Below are 21443 nucleotides of genomic sequence, written 5' to 3'. Positions count from 1 at the left end.
TAACATCGCGATAACAATGGTCTTTTAATAACCTGAGCTTTTAACCAGTTTAGGGGTATCTGCTTTTTGAACTGATACCAATTTTGCCAGATCAGTACCATCACTTTCGCCCTTATAAACCGCATATTCTCCAACCGTTACAGTTGCATGTCCTATATAGCCAATATAGCCTTCCTTGGGTCTTTTGTTGAGTTTCAATGCCTGAGCTGCCTGTTGAGTATCATTGAAACAAAACCAGCGTGAACGGCGATCATCCGGCTTACGCGGTATCAACTGATCTGAAGGCGCACTGGGATGAAAACAGATAACATCACCTGCCACTTCATCATCAAAATAATATGAATATTCTCCATTCACTGTAATTTGACCACGATATTGATCAAATTCCTGTGTGCTTTTTTGCAGTTTCAAGGCATCTGCATGTGCAAACAAGGACAAAGCTAAAATACTGCCCAGTAAAAAACTAACCGCTTTCATCATTTTTATCCTTTAAAAAATTCGATCTTTTATTTAAAAATATGGCTGGTACTTTAAATGCTTATCTCAGATTTATCACAATGTGCGCGATATTGCTTAAAGCAAAACCGCTATGCATTACCACCAATAAAATATACTGGCGCCCGGCTCGTAATAAGTACTACATGCTGAGTAAACCACTTTACACTCTTGCTTGTTTTTACTTTGACATTCATAAGCAGCTAATGCTTTGGCGCCTGCGGGCGTACGATCAATTCTAATCACAGACTCTTGACCACCTTGAGTCGGATCAGCCAAGGCAACACATTTATTGTTATAGGTAAAGATGACTTCACAATTTTTACCTCCCTTTTTTTGGCAATTTTCCAAGGCTATTTTTTTAGCCCCACGTTCGGTTCGTGTCGCTTGGGCATAACCTGTAGGTCGAGAAGGTGCTGCCTTATCTTCAGCAATCGCGCCCCAACGTTTTTCCCAAAGTGAGGGTTCCCATTTATATGTGCCACCACCGCCACCACCATTACTACCGCCACTTGGAATCGGTGCACACCCTTGCAGGCCTTGCCCACCAATTGGATAATAACCAGGAGGACAATTGCCCTCTGCGGCCACATGGCCTGACCACATCAAAACAACAAACGCCAACACAAGCGTGTTTGCAATCCCCATGAATTGTTTAAAATAGTGTTGCTCTGTGATCGTGAATGTTTTAAACATAATAAAAGCCCTCATGGCCAATAATCATTAACAAATTGAATGATTACTATCCAAAATAACAAACAATATATGATCAATTTTCTGATTGATGGAATGTTAATATTTTATCTAACGTTCAAACTTAGATTAAAACTTCTACAACTTTTTTCTGCAAGTCATTTTTATTCATTAAATTTTCTCTAAGCATTCCCATTAAGATTAAATGCAGAGCAGCTAAACACAAACAATTAAATCATGTGAAAAATCAATACAAAAACATGTTTTAAAACAGCAAAATACAGATAAACTTAACCACATCATCCTTAATTAAATCGCCAGTAAACATGCAACACGATATGATGACCCGCCGAAGTTGTGAAAACAATTCAACTGAAGCATTCCATGTATTGGCTAAAAGCAGACTGACCGATTTGAATAAAGCGATAAAACAAAAATCGTAATGTATTTACATAGCAAGGAATAAAATGAAACTGACAAGGATATGTACTTTACTGATATTGCCCATCGTATTAACAGCATGCCAATCCAGCACGGTAAATAAGCTGATAAGAGATCTGCCCTCTCCTGATGGACGTTTTCATGTGGAAGTTCTTCAGTGCCGAGCCAATGATGTAATGTTTGGTGGCGCAACCCAAGTTCAGATTTCAGTTCTGAAAAAAGGTGAAACTGAAAAATGTCGTTCATTTATTCATGCTTTGGCGCAATTCGATGTAAGAACCATCGACTTTGGCGCAAAGGATAATGCTTTGCATATAGCGTGGCTGTCAGACACTGAACTTAGTGCGTGGCATCGTAGTTTTGCAACATCTCAAGGCAAGAATTATATAGGGCCTGATGTACAGCAAAGTCAGGCTAACTCTCCAATTAAAGTGATTTTCTCGCCTTTGGCTGCGCAAATTGGAATACCATCTCAAATAAAAAAATAAAGCGCTATACACAATCAACCGTTGTATAAATCGTCTAGTTTTAATTGCTGTTGTGATAGCGCAAGGTTTGGCATCCCCTATACGAAAAGTGAAGCATTGCCTACGCAAAGGTATTTAAACTTTGAATGTAAGCTATGGCATCACAAGCTCTTGATAATCAAACAATCTATTTCCCCTTGCGATTAATATTAAATAGAAAAATAATTCTAACTCAAAAGTGTATCTACAAATGCAATGAGCATTTTTGATCAAAAACCCGTACCAACGTATATCAATAATAAGCAACAACACTGTACACAGCACAGCTAAAAACAAGCACCCAACTAATCACATTAATTCATATACTTTTCATAAAAAATGATAAGGGCGTCAAATACAAATTAATTATGCACAAAATACAAAGTTATCTATTGTGATGTACGTCACTATAACCCTGCATTTATTTAAGTACATTACTATTTTATTAAACAGTGCGACTAAGTGTAATTTATTGAAATCATAAAAAATGATTTTAAATAAATATTAAAAATCAACCTTCTAAAATGAATGGGTTTTACTATGAAATTAGCTCTATTAAGTACTGCAACATTATCTGCTTTAACGCTTTCTGTTTCAGCTTTCGCTGCTGATCCTGTAACTGTTAACGGTGGAACAGTACATTTTACTGGTGAAATCGTAAATGCAGCATGTGCTGTAAGTACAGAATCTTCAAATCAAACTGTTGATTTAGGTCAATACCGTACTGCACGTTTAGCTGTTGCTGGCGATAAAACAACTCCAGTACCGTTCCAAATCAAACTTGTTGACTGTGATCCAACAGTTCAAGCAACTGCTGCTGTTGCATTTTATGGTCAGTCTGTAACGTCTAATGCAAACTTACTTTCAGTTGCTGCTGGTGGTACAAACTCTACTGCTGCAACAAATGTAGGGATTGAGATTGCTGATGACACTTCAAAAATCTTAGGTGTTACTGGTGCTAGTTTCTCTACACCTAAAACATTGATCACTGGTGATAACACACTTCAATTCAGCGCTCGTTATGTTGCGACTGGTGCATCTACACCAGGTCAAGCAAATGCTGATGCAACTTTTGTAGTGAAATATGAATAATTTATCTACTTAAGATAATTATTAAATATTTGATTACATGAGCTTATTTACCATGAAAAAGTATATAACCCTGATTATTGGAATATTAGTAAGTACTCATATTTACGCAGAAAGTTATGTATTTGGTGGAAGAGCTCATTTTCAGGGAGTTTTGATAAATCAAAGCTGCTCAATCTTGATTGAGAATAATGCTGCTGTATCTATTAAAACTCCCAATTCTCCAATTCAAATCAATTTTTCATTATGCCCTGTAAGCATCTACGACAATCTCGCCATTGGTCTATCTGAACAAAATAAACCAACCCATGAGATGTTTTATACAGATCCAAAAGCAAGAAATGATTTTGATATTAATAAAGAATTAAACATTCAAGATTTTGAACAGACCCGTCTGGATCAGAAATTTATTCGACAAATTGATCGACCTGAACGTTATGACAGTTTCGCTAAAAATAGGATTGGTATTCTCCTCAACCAAACCTCAGAAAAGCCATCCGCTCAAGCATCGAATATTTTAATTTCTGTTTTTTATCCATAAATGAATTCTAAGGACTTATATGAAACTGAACTTATTTAAAAATGGTGTTCTTAGTATAACCTTAGCCTGCTTAGCATCCACCAGCTTAGCCAATAACAATATTATTGGGGGTATATCACTTGGGGCAACTCGTGTTATTTACCCAACCGATGCCAAGCAAGTTTCATTAGCGATTGTCAACAGCAACAATAAAGAACGCTTTTTAATTAACTCGTGGATTGAAAATAATCTAGATGAAAAATCAAAAGATTTTCTGATTACTCCTCCCTTATTTGTCGCAGAAGCAAATAGCGAAAATACATTAAGAATTGTCAATGTTGCTACCAACTTACCCCAAGATAGAGAGTCGGTATTTTGGGTCAATGTCAAAGCAATTCCTTCGATTGATAAATCGACTTTGATTGACAAGAATATTTTACAACTTGCTGTTTTATCTCGAATCAAACTGTTTGTAAGACCGATAAATCTAAAAACTAAACCTGAAGCCGCATTAGAAACACTTAAGTTTTCAAAATCAGCAGAAGGAATCATGGTGAATAATCCATCTCCATATCATGTTTCTTTTGTGAACGTTTTTGTTGATAACCAAAAAGTGCCAAATGTGATGGCGAGTCCATTTGCCCAAACAAAAATTTCAGCGACTTCAGGCAATAAGCTGAGTTATCAAACGGTCAATGATTACGGTGGTTTAACGGCTAAAGTTGATTTAGAACTGAAGTAATAATTATGAATAGTCTATTTTCAATGCCATACAGTGTTGTATGCGTAAGGAGAAATATCAAGCGATATCCAGTGGGTATCGCAGTGACTATGCTGATTTCAATCGTAGTCCCAAGAACCAGTCATGCAGAACAGGTGTTTAACCCTGCATTTTTAACAGATAACTTATCCAATTCACAAATTTCTGATTTGAGCAGATTTGAGAAATCGACCCATCAATTGCCGGGCGTGTACCGGGTTGATGTGTATGTCAACGATCAATATGCGTTTACCCGCGACATCAATTTTATTGAAAAATCAGGCATTCAAGATACGACTGGTTTATTTCCGTGTTTAGACAGCAAAACATTGCAGGGATTTGGAGTCAATATTGCCCAATACGAGCAATTGTCTAGCTCAAACCCACAATGTGTGGATTTTATTTCAATTATTGAAGGTGCAAACAGCCACTTTCAATTTGATAAACAAAAATTATTGATCAGTTTGCCGCAAGCTTCTTTACGCAACCAAATTCGCGGCTATATTCCACCCGATCAATGGGATGAAGGGATCAACGGCTTTTATACCAACTATAATATTTCGGGTTATGACAACTCTAAAACAGATACCAACAGTTTATTTTTACGTCTGGATAATGGACTCAATATTGGCTCATGGCAGTTCCGACATTCAGGCAGTTTTAACGCCAATTCACACAACGGTAAAACCACAAATCAATGGAATAATTTAAATACCTATGTACAAAAAACCATTATTCCTTTAAAAAGCCAGCTGGTAATTGGTGACGGTTCAACAAGTAGCGAAATTTTTGACAGCTTTGGTTTCCGTGGCGCACATTTGTCGACTTCTGAGGCAATGTATCCTGACAGTCAGCAAGGCTATGCGCCTACTGTTCGTGGGGTTGCAAAAACCAATGCAAAAGTGGTGATTAAACAAAATGGTTTTGTGATCCATCAGGTAAATGTCGCACCCGGACCATTCCTTATCCAAGATTTAAATCCAACCTCAATCAGCGGTGACCTTTTGGTTACGATTGAAGAAAATGACGGTTCGATTCAAAGCTTTCAAGTGCCCTATTCAAGCCTTCCTGTTTTACAACGTGAAGGACGCACAAAATACAGTCTGGTGATTGGTGAGTACCGTAGTGGATTGGATTCTCAAGATAATCCATCATTGTTACAGGCAACTGCAATTCACGGTTTAAAAAATGGTATTTCCGTTTATGCTGGGACGCAATTGTCAGATAAATATAAGAGTGCATTGGTGGGTCTAGGTGCCAACCTAGGAGATTATGGGGCTTTATCTTTTGACCTTACCCATGCGGACAGTGAGTTGGCAGATCAATCCTCGAGCAGTGGACAGTCTTTGCGCTTTTTATATTCAAAATCATTATTAAGTTCTGGAACAACCTTCCAGTTATTGGGCTATCGATATTCGACCAAGGGTTTCTATACCTTAAATGATGTTGCTTATAATCGTATGAGTGGTTATCACGTTTCCGAAACTCAAGACGGAAATCAAGCCAATACCCCGATCATTACAGATTACTACAACTTATATAATTCTAAAAAAGGTCGCTTTGAAGTCAATATCTCGCATTCACTTGGAAACTATGGTTCTTTATTTGTCTCCGGCAATCAGCAAACCTATTGGGATACCAACAAAAAAAATGAATGGGTTCAAGCGGGTTATGCAAACTCATGGAAAGCACTGAATTATTCATTCTCAGTCAGTCGTAACAAATATTCTGAGATTAATCAAAGTGACACCATGTATGCCATGAATCTGTCCTTCCCATTGGACAAGCTATGGCCGAAAGCGAATTTCCGCAATCATCCAATCCAAAATGCATATAGCACTTTTTCGACCACACAAAATTCAAACGGTAATGAGTCCTATATGGCAGGTTTAAGTGGCACCTTACTGAAAGATCGTAATTTAAGTTATAGCATCAATCAGGGACAAGTCCGTAAGCAAGGTGATATTGGTTCAGTCAGCCTAAATTACAATGGTAGTTACGGTACGGTAGGTGCAGGTTATAGCTACGAAAAGAACTCAAATCAATTCACCTATAACGCATCTGGCGGTATTTTAGCGCACCGTGATGGTATTACCTTTGGTCAGCCTTTAGGTAGCACCTCAATTTTGGTTAAAGCACCCGGTGCCAAAGGTGTAAATATCGAAAACTATACCGGCGTTAAAACCGATTGGCGTGGATATGCCATCGTTCCTTATGCCACTGAGTATCGTGCCAATCGTGTTGCACTCAATTCAAATACTTTCAGTAATAATCTCGAAATCAGCAATAACGTTGAAAATGTCGTCCCAATCAAAGGGGCAATTGCCAGAGCAACGTTTAACACCAGTTTAGGTGTACGAGCACTCATCACCTTATCCCATAACGGCAAGTTTATACCGTATGCAAGTAGTGTGATCGAAAAGGAAAGTTCAGCCACCAGCATCGTTGCAGACGATGGCCGGGTTTATTTAACTGGGCTTCCGCTCAAAGGTACCCTGGAAGTGAATTGGGGCGAATCTGCTGAAGGAAAATGTTTGGCAAACTACGATATTTCAGACATGGACCTCAGCAAACCCGTTATTCAATTTGATCTTGAATGTCAATAAGGAGAGATCATATGAAATTTAAGCTTTTAATTTCCAGTATGTTGCTGCTTGCTTCAGCCCAATCCTTTGCAGTTGTCTGTTGGAACAGTAAAGGGAATGGTGTGGTGGATGACGTTTTTTATGATCTATCCAATAGTTTCAGCAGCTCGAATAACGCTGTAGGTAAAATTGTAGAGCTTAAAAAGAATTTTTCTTCGCAAGTTTATGGAACTTGCCCGGCTCATAATTCCAATATTAGTCGAAATAGAACCATGCGTAGTTATGTTTCCGACCTCTCTGTAATAGAAACGATTGATCGATATAAATACTTACCGATCAACGACTATCTGGTCGGTGCCATGAAAATTACCGATAGCTTTGCGGGGGATTTTTATCCTCCTGCAAATTATGTACAGATGGGTACAGATCCCAATGTAAGTAAAGGCCAACCCTTTGGTATTTGGGATTCAAACTTTACCTTCCGCCTCAAGGTGATTAAACCCTTTATTGATTTTGTGCCTATCCCGAAAAAAACCATGTTTACCGTTTATGTGACAACGGGTTCAGCAGATCCATTAAGTATCCCTGTTTATAAGATCAGTTACAGCGGTTCTATTTCGGTTCCACAAAGCTGCAAAATTGGCACAGGTGACTTTTTAGAAATTAAGTTTGGGGAAATCCCAGCCTATGCCTTTAGTCAGGCGGGTCCTGGCAATAAACCCAACAATGTCAATAAACAGAGTCATACCTTAGCGATTCAATGTACCAATATTGATGCTCAAGCAATGCTGACACTTCGGCTTGAGGCTGAAAAAGCCACTGGAGATATGATGATCTCAGATAATCCAGATATTGGCTTTAAGATGTCAGATCAAAATGACAATGTGTTGTTGCCCAATAATATCAATAGTGTGATTCCATTTAATCTTAAACAACAGCCAGCAAATGTGACCATCAAAGCTTGGCCCGTCAGTATCACTGGAAATAAACCAGAAATTGGTCCGTTTAAGTCTAGAGGATATCTCAGAGTGGATTTTGATTAGGAGACAACAATGAAAAATAGAGCAAGATATATGGCTGCTGCCACAATAATATGTTGTTTAAATATTCATCAGCTCTCTCATGCTCAAAATACCAATGTAGAGCTAGGTCGGGTGAATATTGAGCTTTCAGGAATCGTGACGACAGCAACCTGTGGCATATTAAGTTCTGAACAAGATAAATATATTCAGCTTGGAAGCGTTGCAAGCAAAGACTTACCCAATATTGGTAGTCAATCAAAACCAACCCCGATTCATTTTGAGATGAGTAACTGTCCGCCGAATGGATCTGTGACCATCACTTTTGAAGGGCCTCGAAATAACGAAAATGCTGAACTTTTAGCGCTCGATGCCTTAGCCAATAAAGCTGAAAATATTGCCATAGAAATCCGAGATCAAGATAAAAAAAGATTGCCTTTAGGCAAGAAAAGCGAAGCTTTTAGCACAGACATCAATGGCAATGTTTCGGCTCTCTTTTATGCAAATTATATCGTGACCAAAGCACAAGCCCTCGCAGGGATTGCAAATGCAAATGCTCAGTTTTCTATTCAATATGATTGAGCATATATCACGATTTATTATTAACGGTTAATACGATTGAGTATTCAAACTTTTTAAAGCACAGGGTTAGGAACTCATCCTTTTCATTTGAATGGCATAAAAAATAGCGGAGGACTTTATCTATTTTCATCATTCAAATTCCCACATTGCTTTAAAGAAAAATGAAGACCTCACACATAACGACAAATCTTTGATTACTTTAAATAAAAAATAAATACACAGAAACATCAAATGAATATTGGGAGAATTCATGAAAACTTTTTTTAAAATAAAAAGTGTTAATAAAGGAATGGCACTTTTATTAGACGATTTCTGTAAAAAAAAAGGCTTAGATGTTTCAAGCGATGCTGAATATCTACTCAATGATCACCTACCGTTTGGCGAATGGCTCAAAAGAATAAAACAAATCAACAAACAATATCCCCAAGTGGGTATTGGATTAGACATCGGTGCTTTGGTTCAGCCCAAACATATCGGCATCGTGGCTTATATGGCTCAGTCGAGTGATACATTATTTGATTATATTGAAATACTGTCTCAATACGAAAAGCTTTGGTTTAATTATATTCCCAAAAAAGTGCTTATTGAGGAAAACCACTTTTCAATCTCATGGGATAAACCTGCATATTTACAAGTGGGTTTATATCTAGAAGAAACCACCATCGTTGAAGAAATACAAGTGTCTAGCCTTTTTCACCACTTACAACAACTGACCGATTCAGATGCAAGTGTTTTTCATTGTCTAGAACTTGCCATACCCAAACCCAATGACACAAAAAAATACCAACAACTGTTCAATTGCCCGATTAAATTTAATACAAAGCAAACTCGGATTGTCATACCGAATTCGCTATTGGAAACCAAATTAAAATATTATGACCCTATTCTTTTAGAAATATTGTTGAATCATGCCAACATATTACTCAGTAAAATGCCTCAGGAGGATTCTTTCTTAGAATTGGTTAATCTGAGTATGCTACAAGCACTTGAAAATAATAATGTGCAAATTCACTCTATTGCCAAATCATTAAATATTTCTGCGAGAGCACTGCAAAAATATTTAAAAAATAGAGACCTTTCATTTAAAGAAATCCTCAGTAATATTCGTCAAAATCTAGCCAAGAAATATCTCCAAAATCAAAACTTATCCATCACAAAAGTTGCCTTTTTACTTGCCTATAAGGACCAAACCTCATTTAATCGTGCTTTTAAAGCTTGGAACGGCGTTTCTCCTTCTACGTGGAGAAAGGAAAATATCAATAAAAAATTAGATGTAAATGAAAAGCATACTGTAAATGAAAGCTTTGAAACTGAGCTCAGTACACATGATGTTCAACTCAGCTAAAATAAACCAAATCTCGCTCAAATAACCTAGAACATCCAACTTAAGTTATTGTTTTCTTTTTATAGACTGGCATGATGAAAGCAAAAGCCCATACATAAAAAACAAACTTTGTATTGTTGGTTTTACCCTTAACCTACAAAGTTTGCTGCTTGTTCTGCGCTGTTCAATGATGATTTAATCCAAATGGACGGCCATACGCTTCGCGGTTTTATTCTTGCGTGTCACCATCAGACCACAAATCACCACAATGGAAGTTACCCCTAAGGACAAAGTCGTTTCATAACTATATTGAGGCGATAAAAACATATAGCCCAATACACTCATAATCACCACGATGACAAACCACGTCAGCCAAGGAAATAACCACATTTTAAAGGTCACTTGAGCGCCTATTCTTTCCAGTTTAGCTCTTGAGCGTAGTTGTGACACAGCAATGACTAAATAAACCACCAAGGCAATTGAACCCGTTGTTGAAAGTAAAAATCCAAAAACTTGCCCTGGGAACATATAATTCACGGCGCAACAAATCAGTCCAACAAAGGTTGAAGCAAACACTGCGATCGTTGGTACACCTGCATCATTAATTTTAGTCACAACTTTCGGCGCTTCTTGACGTGCACCCAATGCAAACAGCATCCGTGAAGAAGTATATACAGCCGCATTCATACAACTTGCCACCGCGATAAACACCACCATGTCCATAATCAATTTGGTTTGCGGCACATTGAGGCTGACCAAGACATACTGAAATGTCCCTAATTTTTGTAAATCAGGTGAACGCCAATCGACTAAAGCCACTGCTAGAAAAATCGAAACAACAAAGAATAAAATAATACGATACAGCACTAAATTGGTGGCACGTTTAATTTTCTCTTGTGGATTTTTAGACTCTGCCGCTGCAATCGACAGAATTTCAACACCAAAAAATGAAAATGCTGAAATTAAAATAGCCGAAAGAACGCCACCCATGCCATGCGGCATAAAACCGCCATTTGAAAATAAATGCCCCACACCACTAACATCACGAGCCAAAGGCCAAAGCCCAAATACAGCCGATGCACCAATCACAATAAACAGCAGTATCGCAACCACTTTAATTAAAGCAAACCAAAACTCAAACTCACCAAAACTTTTAGTACTAAAGAAATTGGCTAAACTGAGTAAAATAATAAAAGCAAAAGCATAAATAGCACTAGAAACTTGAGGAAACCACGCATGTAAAATTTCCGCACCAGCAATTGCTTCGATGGGAATCACTAAAACCCAAAACCACCAATACAACCAGCCCACAGTAAAGCCTGCCCAAGGCCCAATTGCTTTACGCGCATAAGTGGAAAATGAACCTGTATCTGGTTGTGCAACGGCCATTTCACCGAGCATACGCATCACCAGAAAAACGATAATACTGGTAATAATATAAGCCAGTACAGCCGCAGGACCTGCTTTGGCAATTGCAGCTGAAGAGCCGACAAATAAACCTGCACCAATAACGCCACCGATACTAATCATCGTGATATGTCGGTTGGAAAGTCCTTCACCTAATTTTGTTGTTTTAACACCATTCATATTTTATTCCTTAAAAATACTTTTAAAATCGTGATTTACATTATTAAATCCTTATTCAAAAGAGAGAAAATCGATGATCTTCCCTCTATACACAAAAAATTAATTTAAAGTAGGCATTGAAAACTGCTTGGCTTCACGAACGTGTGTAGCTGGCCAACGTTGGGTAATGGTTTTACGGCGCGTATAAAAACGTACTCCATCTGGCCCATAAGCATACAAGTCACCAAATAACGAACGCTTCCAGCCACCAAAACTATGATATGCAACAGGTACGGGCAATGGCACATTTACACCGACCATTCCCACTTGGATATGATGGGTAAAATAGCGTGCGGCTTCCCCATCACGGGTATAAATACAGGTACCATTTCCATACTCATGATCATTGATTAACTGCATCGCTTGTTGCATGGTTTCTACACGAATCACCTGTAAAACAGGACCAAAAATTTCTTGCTGATAACTGGTCATGTCTGATGAAACCTGATCAATTAGCGTCGGGCCAACAAAAAATCCAGTTTCATAGCCGATAGGTTTGGCATCACGACCATCGACAACAATTTTAGCACCTTGCTGTTCAGCACTTTGGATAAAAGCTTGAACTTTATCTTTATGTGCTTGAGAAATGAGCGGTCCAAAGTCATTTTGTTGATTTGCATAATGACCAAACTTGAGTTGTTGCATTTCTTGGCTAAGTTTTTCAATCACCAGATCAGCAATTTCATCGCCAATTGCCACTGCAACAGACAAAGCCATACAGCGTTCACCAGATGAACCAAAAGCTGCACCTAATAATGAGTTCACCACATTATCGATATCTGCATCAGGCATAATAATGGCATGATTTTTTGCGCCACCTAAGGCCTGACAGCGTTTGCCTGCCGAGGTTGCTGTGCGATAAATATATTCAGCAATCGGGGTTGAACCAACAAAGCTAATCGCTTGAATATTTGGATGATGTAATAAGGCATCCACTGCTTGTTTATCACCATTGATGACGTTAAACACACCATCGGGTAAACCTGCCTGTTGAAGTAATTCTGCCAAATATAATGCTGCTGATGGGGTTTTTTCAGAGGGTTTTAAAATAAAGCAGTTCCCGCAAACAATCGCCATCGGGAACATCCACAATGGAACCATCGCTGGAAAATTAAATGGTGTAATCCCAGCAACCACGCCTAAAGGTTGAAATTCGCTCCATGAATCAATATCTGGGCCAACATTTTTTGAGTATTCACCTTTTAAAAACTCAGGTGCACCACATGCATACTCAACATTTTCAATTCCGCGTTGTAACTCGCCCTGTGCATCATGACAAATTTTTCCATGTTCTTGTCCAATCAACTCACAAAGTTTTTCAGCATTGTCTTCTAGCAGTTGTTTAAACTTAAACATCACTCGTGCACGTTTAATCACAGGGGTATCACGCCATGCTGGAAAAGCCTGTTGTGCAATATGAACCACCTGATTGACCAATGCAGTATCGGCAAGCGCAACTTCTTTGCTGATCTTGCCTGTTGCTGGATGGTATACAGCTAGTGTTCTTGAGGTCTTGGTTACAAGTCCCCCTTGAATAAAATGCCCAACCAGCGTGATCGCTTGTACTGCTTCAGCTGTCTCAGTATTAGACAACTCGCCACCACTAAAATTTTCTAAATTGTTCATTACCTTTCCTTGTCTATTTGTTCCGTGTTTATTTGCTTAGTGACTCATCTTATTTATTTCACTTGATAAAGTGCCTCGCCTACAGCATTCATCAAACGGGTTAATTGTGCTTCTGTGGTGTTAAACATTGGGCCAAACTGAAGGGTATCACCGCCAAAACGCACATAGAAACCTGCTTTCCACAGTTTCATTCCAATTTCAAAACCTCGAATCGTGGCATCACCATCACGCGGTGCCAATTGCAACGCACCAATCAATCCGCAGTTACGAATGTCGACAATATGAGGTGAACCTTTTAATTCATGGACAAGCTTTTCAAAACTTGGTGCTAAGTCAGCAGATTGAGAAATTAAATTTTCTTGTTCAAGTACATTCAGCGTTGCTAGAGCAGCGGCACAGGCAACAGGATGGGCCGAATAGGTATAGCCATGGGTGAATTCAATGGCATGTTCAGGTAGATCTTGCTGCATAAATGCATTGTAAATTTCACGGCTTGCCACCACCCCACCTAACGGAATTGCGCCATTGCTAATCTGTTTAGCAAAGGTCAAAAGGTCTGGTGTAACCCCAAAATATTCTGCCGCAGTCCATTTACCGATACGCCCAAAGCCAGTAATCACCTCATCAAAAATCAGTAAAATATCGTGTTGGTCACAAATTTCTCTCAAGCGTTGTAAATAACCAACTGGTGGCACGATACAGCCTGCTGAACCTGAAATAGGCTCTACAATCACTGCTGCAATATTAGAAGCATCATGTAATTCAATCAGCTTGAGCATTTCATCTGCCAGCTCAACCCCACCCGTCTCTGCACAGCCTTTGCTAAAACTTAAATGCGCCTGTAAGGTATGAGGCAAATGATCCACATCCATCAATTGACCAAACATTTTACGATTTCCACCAATGCCGCCTAGACTGGTCCCTGCGACGTTTACACCGTGATAGCCACGCGCTCGTCCAATCAATTTGGTTTTGCTTGGTTTGCCTTGAATACGCCAATATGCACGTGCCATCTTGATCGCAGTATCCACAGACTCTGAACCAGAGTCGGTAAAAAATACATGTTGCAGTTTTTCCGGCATCCGCTGAACAATTTTTTCAGCCAATTGAAAAGATAAAGGATGTCCAAATTGGAATGCAGGTGAATAGTCCAGTTTTGCCAATTGCTTACTCACAGCCTGTTGGATTTCAGGTCGTGTATGCCCTGCACCACACGTCCATAGCCCTGACAATGAGTCATAAATCTCACGTCCAGTACTGTCAATTAAATACGATCCTTTTGCACCCACGATCATGCGTGGATCTTTATGAAAATTACGATTTGCAGAAAATGGCATCCAATGGGCTTGATAATTTAAATTCATCTGCTCATTTGACTGACTGGCTTCCAATGCGTCATCGCGGTCATTTGATGTATCGATATCAAACATAAGTACTCTTCTTGTTTTGTGGTTATCTCTTGAGTGTACAAAGCACAATAGTTTTGATAAATTCAAAATATCTTGAGTTTAGATATAAAAAAGCAAAACTAAATGAAACCTAAAAAATTAAATCAAGTTACTGATTTTGATATAAAATTACTTAAAATATTTAAAACAGTTTGTGATTGTCACAGCTTCACTGCTGCCGAAAGTATCCTAGGGATTAGTCGTTCTGCGATTAGTTTGCATATGAGTGATCTGGAAAATCGCTTAGGGATTCGGCTCTGTCAACGTGGTCGAGCAGGCTTTTCCATCACCGATGAAGGTCGGGAAGTTTTAGAATATATTGAGGTACTGACTGCATCGATTGAGGACTTTCGTGCCAAAATCAATCAAATGCATAATCAGCTCAAAGGTGAATTTAATATTGGGATTATTAATAACTTAGTCACGATGCCCAGTGCTTATATTACCAATACATTGGCACAGCTTGCGGAAGAAAATACTGAGGTGGTTATTAATATTAGTATGAGCACACTGTCAGATATTGAGTGTCGTGTTTTGGACAATCGATTACACGCTGGCGCGATTCCTTTGGTGAGCCCATTATCAGGTCTAGATTATTTTCATTTATATAACGAAGAATCTTCACTCTATTGTGGGCAAAACCACCCACTCTTTCAGCATTTAGGTGAAATAAGTTTAGATGACTTAAAACAATGCAATACGGTTCTTCCGAATTATGCCATTACCCCCGATGCAATGAAGTTGCATCAACGATTGAACTGTTCAGCGACTGCAAGTGACAGAGAAGGTATCGCATTTCTGATTCTTTCAGGAAAATTTATGGGGTTTTTACCCGATCATTATGCGAAAAAATGGGTCCAAGATGGTTTGATGCAACCGATTTTACAAGAGATGATGCATTATAGTACGCCGATATGTCTAATTACACATAAAGGGAAAAATTACAATATTATCTTAAAAACCTTTATGGATATATTAAAAAAAACCGTTCAACCGATAAAATAATATACAAAAATTTAAAACAGTTTAAAATTTGATTATTTTTAATACGAATTAAAATATAATCCGACTAAAATAATCAGATTATATTTTAACTTACCACGCAGAATATTATTTAATTTATGCTATATCAACAATATATTGCATAACTTAATTGACTTAATAATAATCTACCACCAATATTTTATGCTGATCACTTTCCAAATCTTGAATTTTTAAATGGGCCATACTATTGGCTTTTTTATCAACTAAGCTATTGAAATTAAAGCTATCTATTGTGGTGGTTTTTCTCAACACATCAATCGTATTATCAATCGCTTTGCAATTAGAATTATTAGAATCCTTTTCACATGTAAATTCTACAATCTGCCCTTGAAAATGAATCTCCTCTGCATAAGTGGCTAAACTTAAACTCGATATCGTTGTAAATGTTATTAATAAAAAGGATAGTTTTTTATTTAACTCCATCTCATTCCCCTCTAAAGAAATGGTGTAGTTAATTAATTACATAACCTTATTATTAATACAAGATTTTCCAAGCAATAAATAAAAAAATAATTTTAAAAAATATGATTTACGTCAATTAATCATATTCAATTGTGACGGTTGCCATAGCTCGTACTTTTCCGGGCATCACTTTGGTTGCAGTCTGATAGTAACGCGCAGTCATTGGCACATTGTATTGAATATTATCATTTGACTTTAACGTGCCTAATTCTAGCTTGTCATTTTTAGCAATCACTTTATTCGAATTTTTATATTGTGAAAGCAATTGTACGCCAACACCTGATGCACTGCTTCCTGCGGTATTCGTATTCGCAAGTACATTTTGAGTGCTACTACTCACAGCATCATAATCAAAGCTTAGGCTGATTTTATTACTTTCTTCATAACCACCAGGGCTTTTACCACCATTACACAAAATATTGAGATCAAAGGCCTGCTCACCTTGCGTTGAACCCACGCCTTTAAAATCAACCTTATTTACAGTTGGCAGTGTCACCGTTTTATTAATATTTCCCAATATTTCACATGAAGAAGAAGCAATGGTAATCGCATTACCATATACCGTACTGGTTAACCATGGTGGATTTTGACGCTCACCAGAACGGTAACTACTATATGTGCCTGGAACCAATGCACCAGATCCTGTTAATGTAGCCGTTTTAACAATTTCAACAATAAAAAAACCTTCTGCCAGAACACGTCTGCCACTCGCACTTCGTGTATAAGGATAATAATCGGCAAAACCAGGAGCTGTTGGTGCTTCACGGTATAAACGAATACCAATTCCATCAATATTGGTGTTATAAACTGAATTACCGATAGGACTAATTGAGTAGTTTTGAGTTAAAACTGCTCCAAGTGTGCCCCCCCAACCACAATCATAGGTTGAACCATTAGGTTTAATTGGAAAAGAAGCTTTACGTAAAACCTTTCCGACAGGGTCGCTTGGTCTCACCACAACACGACCAACAGCCATACTGACATCTACGGTAGAAAAGTTCCAACCCGTAGGTACACAAGCTGCGTATGCGCCCGAACTCACAGTCCCAGCAAGGAGCAAGAGAATACGATTTAAAACTTTAACGTTCATTGACATACACCTTCCGCCATAATCATATTTTGCTTTTTGTCTGCTGCTTGTGCAGAAACATCATATTGAATTCGGCATTGTTCGTTGGCATTTTCGCCCCATTTCACTGTAACCGAGTCTGCTGTAGTATTGGTTCTTAAATAAACCATACTACCTTGCGCAACCATTCCAATATTTTCACCTTTTGTATCAAATACTTCTGCCGCAAAAGGTAAAGTTTCACCATTTTGTTTTTTACTACGAATATAAATTGCTTTACCAATTTTCGTTGCAAAACTCACTTGTGAAATTGAACCTGCATAGGGTGCGATACGCTGACTTGTACCATCTAACTCTACATCTGTCGACATGCCTTGAGGGTCAAGGGTAATGTCATTTAAACGATATGGTGTTACATATGGAATCACCGCATAACCAGATTTATTAATACTTAAACCTGTCGCATTATTCACTTTAGCACCAGCAGCTTCAGGTGCATACACCAACACCATGGTTTGCCCCTGATCTGGTCCAAACAAGACACCTTCAGGATGAGCAACAATATTACCACGTGCAGTCAACATTGCTTGCTGATAACCGTCAGCCGCACTGAATGATCCACCAACAGTCGCGTAGTTGGTGCGATACTGAGCATTTAAATTGGCACTCGGATTATCACCATAGCGCGTCGATACAGATGTACCATAGTTAAAACGATCACCAACCACACCGCTCACGCCGACAGTCGCATTATCTTGCGTCATAATCGAGTTAAGGTTTGCTGAGCTTTTCTTAAATGAAAGTGGTAAAGACATGGTCAGCATATACTCAGTATCACTATTGCTGATACTTGTAGCATTGTTTTCAACAATACGTTTAATTGCCGACAAACCATAAGTCAAACCACGATAGCTGTTGCTATAACCGACTTGATATTGACGGGTTGTTTCCTGACGATTCCAGTAATCTACCCACGAACCTGTTGCATAAATGTTGCCAAAATCACGTGGTAAACCCTGATTCAGGGTGATCTGAAATTCACTGCGCTGTTTACCTACATGAGCTGAACTAATACCTTTATTGTCGAGGTCTTGTACCAATATCGCATCACGTAACTTGTAAAAGTTTTCTGTAGAATAGCGATATGCAGCCAAAGTCAAATTGGTATCTGTTGGGGTAATTAATTTACTATAGCTAATTCGGAAACTTTGCCCACTTTCACTTTTACGACGTTCAAAATCTGCTTGTGAATGCGTCACATCGAGAGCAATTGCACCAATCGGTGTTGCAAAAGCACTGCCCAATGTCACTGCTGAATAGTCTTCTGAGAACTGCACACCACCATAAGCCGTGATCGAGTTATTAATACCGCGTTGATACTTCCCTTGTACAATAAAAGGATCTAGATCTATATCTTTATCGCGGAATTGACCCATTGACACAGAATAACGGCTCATTCCTGGACGTAGCATTTGTACAACAGAGGCGTAAGGAATTGAATAGCGTTGAATCTCACCATTGGCTTCTAAAATAGAAACTTCGAGTTCACCACCAAATCCTGTCGGATAAAGGTCATTGATTTCAAAACTCCCCGGTGCAACGGTTGTTTGATAAATCAATTGACCTTGCTGACGTACTTCAACCTTGGCATTGGTTTTTGCATTACCGCGAATACGAGGTGCATAACCAATCATACTGTTGGGTAACATGCGGTCATCACTGGAAAAATCAAAACCACGATAACCAAATGAATCAAAGATTTCACCATCGGTAAAGCTTTCACCTAAAGTCAACACGCCACGGTATTGCGGGAACGCGCGTTGTACATAGGTGCTAATCGCATCATAACTCGATTTAGATTGATTATCTGTAGTGGTGCGGTCTTGCCATTGCCATTGACCATTATGGCGCAATTGCCAACCTGCCAAATTTGCACCAGCGGTTACCGAAGTAAACGCATTTGTGGTTTCTTCCCCACCTTGGATTTTATTAAATGTTTTATATGCACTAGCATTATAAGAAAGAAATGCAGCATTGATCCCTCGATCCCAAACACTTGGGTCGACATAGCCTTGCGCATTTTTTTGCATCGCAACTTGCGGAATCGAAATATCGACACGTAAGCGCGAAGTATCAAATTCATAAAAAGAATCTTCAACCCACTGTTCGATTTTCTGACAACCTGTCAAAGCAAAGCTTTCGCCTTTTTTTAACACCTCTGCTTTAACGCCGTATTCTAATAATTGGTTTGAGCTAAAGCAGGTAAAAGCATTTTGATTATTTTCAGTCGCTTTAAACACCATACGATGTTTACCAAACCAGTTACCATTGACATAAATATCCACATTATAGTCACCTGGTAACACAGGATTGCCATATTTAAAGCGATTTACATCTATCTTTTTGGCATCGCCAATTAAAAAAGCCGAATCAAATTCTGCTTCTGCAGCAGTCGGAGACTTTTCAACCTCTTTTAAGTCAGTTTCAGATGCATTAACTAAAGCAGGAATGCTGAGCGTAATAACCCCACAAGCCACATAGTAACTGATATGTCGCTTGATCCACTTGTAGCTTTGTTCATTTTTTTGCATAAAGAAGTCTGCCTATCAACAAATGAATAGGTTTTTTTACTCGCTTACTCTCAGATAAATGAAATGATTAAATCATCATTACGAAGGTGCTTTAAATTTCTTGTATTGAAGAAATTTAAAGACTTGATCAATCTATTAAAATTTAATATTTCGCTCTACACGACCACCATAATCATTGATTGTGGTAAAGGTCATCTTAGCGACATTGGAATTTTTTAAACTCACCGTTCCATCAGAAAATGGTTTCAACATTAAACCTTGTGAAATCAAATCAACGCGTTTGCCTGATTGATCTTGCATTATAGAAGTCAAGGTAATATGAAATGGTGTTGGGTTTTTTACGGTTAACTGAGTACCGTTATTGCTCCACTGTAATTTTTCAGGTGCCAAAGCGACATCTTCTTTAAGTCCAGCTGGGCGATAAAAAAACTTTATACGCGATCGAATCGCAAGTTGTAAAAAGTTATCTGGTACAACATTCTGATCTTTCGCAGAAGGCTTTGGTGGGATATCGAGAATATTTAACCAAAATAGCGTTTCTTGAGTTTTACTTAACTCATTTGCATTCGGCAAACTGGTAATACGTAAAGACTGCCCTTTTTTTGCTTCCACACGCGATATAGGCGGTGTAATCATAAAAGGCGCTTTAGATTGATCTGGAGTAGATTTTGCATCTCCCTCATCAATCCATGCTTGAACCAATGCAGGATTATTTCCGTTATTACTTACCTGTAAAGTAATTTCACGTGCATCAGATGGATAGATGACACGAGTACCATGAATGATGATTTCAGCATTCGCTGCACCAAACGGAATTAAAAATGCGAGTAAACCTTTTTTAAGAAAGGAATGATTCAAGAACATAACGATTATCTCTATATCTAAAATAAAGTAAAAGAGCTAGGTTGCTAGACAACCTAGCTCCGTACCATTCAATAAAAAATTATTGATAGATAATAGTATATTGAACAGACGTTGTTACTTTACCAGCAGCAGATGCATCAGTTGCATAATATTCAGCATAGTAATTAAGATCAGCTGCACCTTTGTCCGCAACATCTACCCATTGAGAGTTAGTTTGCGCGCCAGAAGCACCAGCAGCAAGTACTGGAATGAATTGGTTATTTGAACCTAACAATTGAACTTGAACGTTTTTCGCGCCAGTTGCATCTGTGTTGTTTAAACGACCAGTACCAAAATCAACTGTTGAACCTGGTTCAAAATAAGTTGCAACTTTGCCTTCAGAGCAGTTAGCCAAGTTGATTGTGAATGGCGTACGACCCGCGATATCACCAGTTTTAGCAAGAGTTTGCTTAGAAACTGTTGGAAGCGTTACTGTGAAATCTTTACCTTGTGGAGTCACGATATCACAAGTTTTGTCAGTTACTAAACCGTTGATTGTGATTGTACCATCTGCTGCGAAAGCGCTAGACATTGCTAAAATTGAAACTGATGTTGCTAAAAAAATATTTTTCATACCAAGTATCCTATACAGACAAAAAAAATGATTCGTTTTGGTCGATGGGTATTATGCACACTGAGACAAAAATGTAAACAAAGTCA

At 38.4% G+C, this 21443-nt stretch carries 19 protein-coding genes; 9 read left to right on the top strand and 10 right to left on the bottom strand.

What is annotated here, in order from left to right; all coding sequences use genetic code 11:
* Positions 1-24: 24 nt before the first annotated feature.
* Positions 25-480: a hypothetical protein gene (locus FHR28_RS19765; protein WP_166783358.1), complete on the bottom strand. Its 456-nt coding sequence runs from the start codon at positions 478-480 to the stop codon at positions 25-27.
* Positions 481-594: 114 nt separating this feature from the next.
* Positions 595-1191 (bottom strand): DUF4189 domain-containing protein, encoded by a 597-nt coding sequence (locus FHR28_RS19760; protein WP_004722212.1) that lies wholly within the window; start codon positions 1189-1191, stop codon positions 595-597.
* 464 nt (positions 1192-1655) lie between these two features.
* On the opposite strand from FHR28_RS19760, the gene FHR28_RS19755 reads away from it, so the two are divergent.
* From FHR28_RS19755 to FHR28_RS19720, 8 genes are all read left to right on the top strand, one after another.
* Positions 1656-2117 (top strand): hypothetical protein, encoded by a 462-nt coding sequence (locus FHR28_RS19755; protein WP_056516384.1) that lies wholly within the window; start codon positions 1656-1658, stop codon positions 2115-2117.
* A gap of 558 nt (positions 2118-2675) precedes the next feature.
* Complete coding sequence (gene fimA / locus FHR28_RS19750) at positions 2676-3227, top strand: type 1 fimbrial major subunit FimA (protein WP_016539504.1); 552 nt, start codon at positions 2676-2678, stop codon at positions 3225-3227.
* Positions 3228-3279: 52 nt separating this feature from the next.
* Entirely contained in the window at positions 3280-3765 is a 486-nt protein-coding gene (locus FHR28_RS19745) for a hypothetical protein (protein WP_166783357.1), read from the top strand.
* 19 nt (positions 3766-3784) lie between these two features.
* A complete protein-coding gene (locus FHR28_RS19740) occupies positions 3785-4486 on the top strand; it encodes a fimbria/pilus periplasmic chaperone (RefSeq protein ID WP_004722216.1) in 702 nt (233 codons plus the stop codon).
* Between the two features lie 5 nt (positions 4487-4491).
* The gene (gene fimD / locus FHR28_RS19735) at positions 4492-7110 is read left to right on the top strand and encodes an outer membrane usher protein FimD (protein ID WP_166783356.1); all 2619 of its coding nucleotides are present in this window, start codon (positions 4492-4494) and stop codon (positions 7108-7110) included.
* Between the two features lie 11 nt (positions 7111-7121).
* On the top strand, positions 7122-8132 hold the full coding sequence (locus tag FHR28_RS19730; protein WP_004722221.1) for a fimbrial adhesin FimH: 1011 nt from the start codon (positions 7122-7124) through the stop codon (positions 8130-8132).
* A 9-nt stretch (positions 8133-8141) separates the two neighbouring features.
* Positions 8142-8690 carry a fimbrial protein gene (locus FHR28_RS19725; RefSeq protein ID WP_166783355.1) on the top strand — a complete coding sequence of 183 codons (549 nt, stop codon included), beginning with the start codon at positions 8142-8144 and terminating at the stop codon, positions 8688-8690.
* Positions 8691-8940: 250 nt separating this feature from the next.
* A complete protein-coding gene (locus tag FHR28_RS19720; protein ID WP_166783354.1) occupies positions 8941-10035 on the top strand; it encodes an AraC family transcriptional regulator in 1095 nt (364 codons plus the stop codon).
* A gap of 174 nt (positions 10036-10209) precedes the next feature.
* Here FHR28_RS19720 and FHR28_RS19715 read toward each other — a convergent pair whose 3' ends face one another.
* The 3 genes from FHR28_RS19715 to FHR28_RS19705 all read right to left on the bottom strand — a co-directional run bounded on the left by FHR28_RS19715 (position 10210) and on the right by FHR28_RS19705 (position 14696).
* Complete coding sequence (locus FHR28_RS19715; RefSeq protein WP_105713052.1) at positions 10210-11601, bottom strand: amino acid permease; 1392 nt, start codon at positions 11599-11601, stop codon at positions 10210-10212.
* A 99-nt stretch (positions 11602-11700) separates the two neighbouring features.
* Positions 11701-13266: a CoA-acylating methylmalonate-semialdehyde dehydrogenase gene (locus FHR28_RS19710; RefSeq protein WP_166783353.1), complete on the bottom strand. Its 1566-nt coding sequence runs from the start codon at positions 13264-13266 to the stop codon at positions 11701-11703.
* A gap of 53 nt (positions 13267-13319) precedes the next feature.
* A complete protein-coding gene (locus FHR28_RS19705; protein ID WP_166783352.1) occupies positions 13320-14696 on the bottom strand; it encodes an aspartate aminotransferase family protein in 1377 nt (458 codons plus the stop codon).
* A gap of 102 nt (positions 14697-14798) precedes the next feature.
* Between FHR28_RS19705 and FHR28_RS19700 the strand changes: the two genes are divergently transcribed.
* Complete coding sequence (locus FHR28_RS19700) at positions 14799-15719, top strand: LysR family transcriptional regulator (protein ID WP_166783351.1); 921 nt, start codon at positions 14799-14801, stop codon at positions 15717-15719.
* Between the two features lie 153 nt (positions 15720-15872).
* On the opposite strand, the gene FHR28_RS19695 is transcribed toward FHR28_RS19700, so the two are convergent.
* The 5 genes from FHR28_RS19695 to FHR28_RS19675 form a co-directional block, all read right to left on the bottom strand.
* Positions 15873-16181 carry a hypothetical protein gene (locus tag FHR28_RS19695; protein WP_154130284.1) on the bottom strand — a complete coding sequence of 103 codons (309 nt, stop codon included), beginning with the start codon at positions 16179-16181 and terminating at the stop codon, positions 15873-15875.
* A gap of 115 nt (positions 16182-16296) precedes the next feature.
* Positions 16297-17310, bottom strand: a complete 1014-nt coding sequence (locus FHR28_RS19690; protein WP_166783350.1) for a fimbrial protein — start codon at positions 17308-17310, stop codon at positions 16297-16299.
* A complete protein-coding gene (locus tag FHR28_RS19685; protein WP_166783349.1) occupies positions 17307-19880 on the bottom strand; it encodes a fimbria/pilus outer membrane usher protein in 2574 nt (857 codons plus the stop codon). Before FHR28_RS19685 ends, FHR28_RS19690 begins: the two co-directional genes overlap by 4 nt.
* A gap of 135 nt (positions 19881-20015) precedes the next feature.
* Positions 20016-20744 carry a molecular chaperone gene (locus tag FHR28_RS19680; RefSeq protein ID WP_004722241.1) on the bottom strand — a complete coding sequence of 243 codons (729 nt, stop codon included), beginning with the start codon at positions 20742-20744 and terminating at the stop codon, positions 20016-20018.
* A gap of 79 nt (positions 20745-20823) precedes the next feature.
* A complete protein-coding gene (locus FHR28_RS19675; protein ID WP_004722242.1) occupies positions 20824-21357 on the bottom strand; it encodes a fimbrial protein in 534 nt (177 codons plus the stop codon).
* Positions 21358-21443 lie beyond the last annotated feature (86 nt).

The organism is Acinetobacter sp. BIGb0196 (assembly GCF_011759595.1).
GTDB classification, from domain to species: Bacteria; Pseudomonadota; Gammaproteobacteria; order Pseudomonadales; family Moraxellaceae; genus Acinetobacter; species Acinetobacter guillouiae.
The sequence above is the reverse complement of the archived record's forward strand: the minus strand, read 5'-3'. Positions and strand labels throughout refer to the sequence as shown.

Bases quoted from the DNA above. Each gene is read 5' to 3' on its own strand.
- FHR28_RS19765 (WP_166783358.1), bottom strand. From the start codon at position 480: ATGATGAAAGCGGTTAGTTTTTTACTGGGCAGTATTTTAGCTTTGTCC.
- FHR28_RS19760 (WP_004722212.1), bottom strand. From the start codon at position 1,191: ATGTTTAAAACATTCACGATCACAGAGCAACACTATTTTAAACAATTC.
- FHR28_RS19755 (WP_056516384.1), top strand. From the start codon at position 1,656: ATGAAACTGACAAGGATATGTACTTTACTGATATTGCCCATCGTATTA.
- fimA (WP_016539504.1), top strand. From the start codon at position 2,676: ATGAAATTAGCTCTATTAAGTACTGCAACATTATCTGCTTTAACGCTT.
- FHR28_RS19745 (WP_166783357.1), top strand. From the start codon at position 3,280: ATGAAAAAGTATATAACCCTGATTATTGGAATATTAGTAAGTACTCAT.
- FHR28_RS19740 (WP_004722216.1), top strand. From the start codon at position 3,785: ATGAAACTGAACTTATTTAAAAATGGTGTTCTTAGTATAACCTTAGCC.
- fimD (WP_166783356.1), top strand. From the start codon at position 4,492: ATGAATAGTCTATTTTCAATGCCATACAGTGTTGTATGCGTAAGGAGA.
- FHR28_RS19730 (WP_004722221.1), top strand. From the start codon at position 7,122: ATGAAATTTAAGCTTTTAATTTCCAGTATGTTGCTGCTTGCTTCAGCC.
- FHR28_RS19725 (WP_166783355.1), top strand. From the start codon at position 8,142: ATGAAAAATAGAGCAAGATATATGGCTGCTGCCACAATAATATGTTGT.
- FHR28_RS19720 (WP_166783354.1), top strand. From the start codon at position 8,941: ATGAAAACTTTTTTTAAAATAAAAAGTGTTAATAAAGGAATGGCACTT.
- FHR28_RS19715 (WP_105713052.1), bottom strand. From the start codon at position 11,601: ATGAATGGTGTTAAAACAACAAAATTAGGTGAAGGACTTTCCAACCGA.
- FHR28_RS19710 (WP_166783353.1), bottom strand. From the start codon at position 13,266: ATGAACAATTTAGAAAATTTTAGTGGTGGCGAGTTGTCTAATACTGAG.
- FHR28_RS19705 (WP_166783352.1), bottom strand. From the start codon at position 14,696: ATGTTTGATATCGATACATCAAATGACCGCGATGACGCATTGGAAGCC.
- FHR28_RS19700 (WP_166783351.1), top strand. From the start codon at position 14,799: ATGAAACCTAAAAAATTAAATCAAGTTACTGATTTTGATATAAAATTA.
- FHR28_RS19695 (WP_154130284.1), bottom strand. From the start codon at position 16,181: ATGGAGTTAAATAAAAAACTATCCTTTTTATTAATAACATTTACAACG.
- FHR28_RS19690 (WP_166783350.1), bottom strand. From the start codon at position 17,310: ATGAACGTTAAAGTTTTAAATCGTATTCTCTTGCTCCTTGCTGGGACT.
- FHR28_RS19685 (WP_166783349.1), bottom strand. From the start codon at position 19,880: ATGCAAAAAAATGAACAAAGCTACAAGTGGATCAAGCGACATATCAGT.
- FHR28_RS19680 (WP_004722241.1), bottom strand. From the start codon at position 20,744: ATGTTCTTGAATCATTCCTTTCTTAAAAAAGGTTTACTCGCATTTTTA.
- FHR28_RS19675 (WP_004722242.1), bottom strand. From the start codon at position 21,357: ATGAAAAATATTTTTTTAGCAACATCAGTTTCAATTTTAGCAATGTCT.